Consider the following 4,156-nt stretch of genomic DNA (forward strand, 5'->3'; position numbering starts at 1 on the left):
CCTGGGCCAAGGATGGCCCATGACGGCGGCCCACGGTCCAAAGCCGGAGTGCGGGCACACCGAGCCCAAGCGAGGTGCCGAGTGGTGGGGCAAGAGCGTTTTGCTTACTTTTGCGCTGTTCAAAAGTGAGCCGCTGTAAGAGCGGAACCCATAGCAGCCATCACAAAAACAACGGATATGTACACCGGCCTAAGGATCCAACACCCCCCCGCTGTAACCCTCAGACAACCGAGAACCGGTGAACTTGGCCACCACCGAACCCTGTGACACCAACCGCTCCCGATGCCCCGTCACCATCCGCCCGGTTTGCGCCGCATGCAGCACCACTTCAGACGCCGAATCCCCAGGCTGCCGGATAATCCGCGCAAACCGCTCACCCTCTTCAACCTGCTCACCCAACCCTTTTTCAAACACCAACACCCCGGCACACGGCGCCAGAATGGTCTCCATACACCCCATGTCCACCACCTGCCCCTGCCAGTCGGCAATCACCGGCGCCTCATCAATCACCCCACTGGCACAAAGCCAAGCCCAGATCCCATCACCATCCCGCCCGGCCAAGGCATCACTCACATCCGCCTGCCCACGCAACTCAATCGTCGCCGCCAACCGTGGCTTCCCGTGATCAATGATCGTCTCTTCAAACGACCCATCACCGCCCTCATCCCAGACAATCACCACATCCACCTGCAACGCCGCCGCCAACACCTGGCCCTCAGGCCAAAAGCTGCGGTGGATATACAAATAAGGCAGCGCCTCATCATCCGTGTGCAGATCCAGCACCAGCTCCGCATCAGCCGCCAGCTGCACCAGACTTTTCTGCCATTGCGCCAAGTTGCTCGCCGGCCGCTCCATGGCCAACGAATGATCAAACGCCCGATTAAAGTTCTGCCCGGTGGCCTCATGAAACCGCCCCAACAACCGCCCCTGGCGAAACTGCCCAATGCCAAACGGATTAGCCTGGGGCACCACCGTCACCGAGCCCTTGAGTTGCCCCCGGTCCTGACACGCCTGCAAACGCGGCAGCAGTTGATGCAACACCAGCATCCCGGCGATTTCATCGGCATGCACCCCGGCTTGCAGGTGCACCCGAGGCCCGCTGCCGTCACCCTCGAAGCGCCAGGCGCCGATGTGCAGGGTGTTCCCGGAATCACCGGGGACTTGCCACGAAAGGTCTTTTGCCATGCCGCTGCCCTCCTCTTGTTGGTTCTGCAGGTATATATTGAACACACGTTCAACCATCTGGGATTTGCCTGTGACCGAAGACCGTCGCGACCTGCTGATTGCCGCCACCCTCACCAGCCTCGCCCGGGACGGGCATGCCGGTATTTCCGTGCGGCGCATCGCCGCTGAAGCCGGAGTTTCGGTGGGATTGCTCAATCACCATTTCGGCAGCATCGATGCATTGATCGCCGAGACCTATCACAAGCTGGCCAGTGAACTGACCACCGCCCTCTGGCAGGAAGTCGACCAGGCCGAGGGCCCAGCAGCGCGGCTGGATGCATTTCTCGCCGGCTCGTTTTCCTCGCGGGTCATGGACCCGAAACTGTTGGGCGTGTGGGTGGTGTTCTGGAGCCTGATCCGCCACTCCCAGCACGTGAATGACTCCCATGAAAAAAGCTACCGCGCCTACCTTGAACTGATCCGCCAACTGCTCGACGACCTGGCCCAGAGCGAAGGCTTCGTGATCCACGACACGCGCCTGGCCGCCATCGGCTTATCGGCGATGCTCGACGGACTCTGGCTTGAGTGGTGCCTCAACCCCGGCACCTTCAGCCCCGGCAACGGGCTGCACATCTGCCGCTGCTGGATACAGGGGCTGCGTCACGGAGCATTCGGCGCCGACCACGTCTTGTGAAACAGGGTGCCGGGCGCTGAGCATGGCCAGGGTGCCACTGACGGCGATCAGCGCGGCGCCGAAGATCAGCGACACGTCCATCAAGGTGCCCCAGATCAGGCTCGACAACAGGAAGGCCCAGATCAACCCGGTGTATTCAAACGGTGCCAGCAGCGTCGCCGTGGCCCGGCGGAAACTCGCAAACAGCAGGAACTGGCCAATCCCGCCCACCAGTCCGGCACCGAGCATGCCCAGCCACGCCGGGGTCGGCGACGGTGTGTGCGTCCACGGCAATGTCACGGCCATGCAAATCACAAACACCACATTGGTGATCAGCATCTGCTCCAGCACCGAGGTGTTGTCGTCCACCTGGCGCAACTGGATATAGGTAAATGCCCAGCACAGCGCGGCGGCCAATGTCAGGCCGATTGGCAACGGGTCGACCATGCTGCTGGGGCGACAGGCTATCACCACACCGACAAAGCCGATGATCAGCGAAATCCACTGGCCGCGACTGGCGCGTTCCTTGAGGATCAGCGCCGCCAGCAACGTGACCATGATCGGCGCAGAGAAATACAGGGTGGTCATTTCCGCCAGGGTCAGGTCCTTGGCGGCGGTGTAGTACAGCAGCCACGCCAGCAACGACAGCAGGCCGCGGATGATCAGCAGCTTGCGGCTGACCGAGTTCCAGGCGCGCTTGAGCAAGCCCAGGCGCCCGGCAATTACACACGCGGCGACCACCACCAGGCTGCGCCAGAACAGGATGGTGAACACTGAATAGTCGGCCACCAGCCATTTGATCGCGGCGTCCTGCAACGCCAGGAACGCATAGGCCAGCGAGCACAGGGCAATCCCTTGCAACGAGCGATCGGTTTTCATCCGGCAGACCTGCGCAACGGTGTACCGCGTCGCTCGGCCATCGCGTACAGGGCTTCAATCAAAAAGGTCAGGCAAAGGTAGACCCCGGCCACCAGCAACAGCGGCTGGTAGATCTGCAAGGTCTGGGCGCGTACCACGTTGGCGGCGCCGAGCAGGTCGACCACCGCAATGGTCGAGGCCAGCGCCGTGGACTTGAGCAACATCACCGTCTCCCCCGCCAGGGTCGGCAACAGCAGGCGCATGGCCCGTGGCAAGCGCACTCGCAACAGTGCCTGGCGCGGCGTCATGCCAAACGCCGAGGCGGCTTCCATCTCGCCCTTGGGTACCGCCAGCAGGCCGCCGCGAATCACTTCGCCGACGTACGCGCCCACTGACAACACCAGGGCAAACACGATGTACCAGTAACCGTCCCGCAGGAACGGCCAGAGGAAACTCCCGCGAATCATCGGGAACTGGGCAAACAGACTGCCCAGTCCGTAGTAGAAGATGTAGATCTGGATCAGCAATGGTGTGCCCCGCAGCACACTGGTGTACCCCAGCGCACAGCGGGCCAGCCACTTGCGCCGGGACAGCCGCGCCAGGGCTACCAGCACCGCCAACGCGAAGCCGAGCACTGCCGAAATCACCAGCAACGACAGGGTCGTCTGCAAGCCTTTGGCGATCAGTCCTGCGTAATAACTTATCCACTCAGGCATGTGCGGCTCACTCGACAACCGGCATCCAGCGACGAATACGTCGTTCCAGGCGCCCGGACAGGTAGTTGGAGGCCAATGTCACCAGGTAATACAAGGCGGCGGCCGTAAGGTAGAACAACAGGTAATGCCGGGTCGAGCCCGCCGCCTGTTTGGCGGTGTACAGCAGTTCGTTGGTGCCCACCACGCTGATCAACGCGCTGTCCTTGATCAGGTTGATCCACAGGTTGGACATGCCGGCCAGGGCATACGGCGCCATGATCGGCAGGGTTACGCGACGGAACAGGCCAAAGCCGCTCAAGCCAAAGGCCCGCGCCGCTTCGATCTGGCCGTGGGGAATCGCGAGGATCGCCGCGCGGAAAATCTCCGAGGCGTACGCGCCTTGCACCAGCCCCAGTACCAGGACGGCGACCAGCGGGCCGCTAATGTTGAACTGCGCAAACCCCAGCCACAGCATCAGCGCGTTGAGGCCCATGGAGCCTGCGTAATACAGCAGCAGGATCAGCAGCAACTCGGGCACTGCGCGAAACACCGTAGTGTAGCCGCGCATCAGCAGCGCAATCGGGCGCGGTGCACTGAGCTTGGCGCAGGCCACCACCAGGCCGATGAGCAGCCCCACCGCAAACGAACCGGCGGAGATCTGCAGGGTCATCCATAACCCCTTGAGCAATGCATTGCCCCAGCCTTGCTCGCTGAAGTTGAGTAGATCGAACATCGCGGCTCCCTATTTCGATGACACGCAGTGAAC

General features: G+C 62.2%; 4 protein-coding genes and 1 pseudogene. 1 reads left to right on the forward strand and 4 read right to left on the reverse strand.

All coding sequences use genetic code 11. The features are described from left to right. Positions 1-189: 189 nt before the first annotated feature. Entirely contained in the window at positions 190-1,185 is a 996-nt protein-coding gene (locus tag SNL23_RS11530; RefSeq protein ID WP_318302300.1) for a succinylglutamate desuccinylase/aspartoacylase domain-containing protein, read from the reverse strand. On the opposite strand from SNL23_RS11530, the pseudogene SNL23_RS11535 reads away from it, so the two are divergent. Then, positions 1,184-1,762: pseudogene (locus tag SNL23_RS11535) on the forward strand (TetR family transcriptional regulator C-terminal domain-containing protein); the annotation flags it as partial. The gene SNL23_RS11530 and the pseudogene SNL23_RS11535 overlap by 2 nt on opposite strands. Here SNL23_RS11535 and SNL23_RS11540 read toward each other — a convergent pair. Genes SNL23_RS11540 through SNL23_RS11550 form a run of 3 tightly spaced genes read right to left on the reverse strand, consistent with a single transcriptional unit; the run spans position 1,718 to position 4,123 of the window. Continuing rightward, positions 1,718-2,716: a DMT family transporter gene (locus SNL23_RS11540; RefSeq protein ID WP_318302301.1), complete on the reverse strand. Its 999-nt coding sequence runs from the start codon at positions 2,714-2,716 to the stop codon at positions 1,718-1,720. The pseudogene SNL23_RS11535 and the gene SNL23_RS11540 sit on opposite strands and share 45 nt — an antisense overlap. Beyond that, positions 2,713-3,411: an ABC transporter permease gene (locus SNL23_RS11545; protein WP_318302302.1), complete on the reverse strand. Its 699-nt coding sequence runs from the start codon at positions 3,409-3,411 to the stop codon at positions 2,713-2,715. Before SNL23_RS11545 ends, SNL23_RS11540 begins: the two co-directional genes overlap by 4 nt. Positions 3,412-3,418: 7 nt before the next feature. Then, entirely contained in the window at positions 3,419-4,123 is a 705-nt protein-coding gene (locus SNL23_RS11550; protein WP_063030286.1) for an ABC transporter permease, read from the reverse strand. Positions 4,124-4,156: the final 33 nt, after the last annotated feature.

The sequence above is a fragment of the Pseudomonas sp. SED1 genome (assembly GCF_034044025.1).
Lineage (GTDB): Bacteria > Pseudomonadota > Gammaproteobacteria > Pseudomonadales > Pseudomonadaceae > Aquipseudomonas.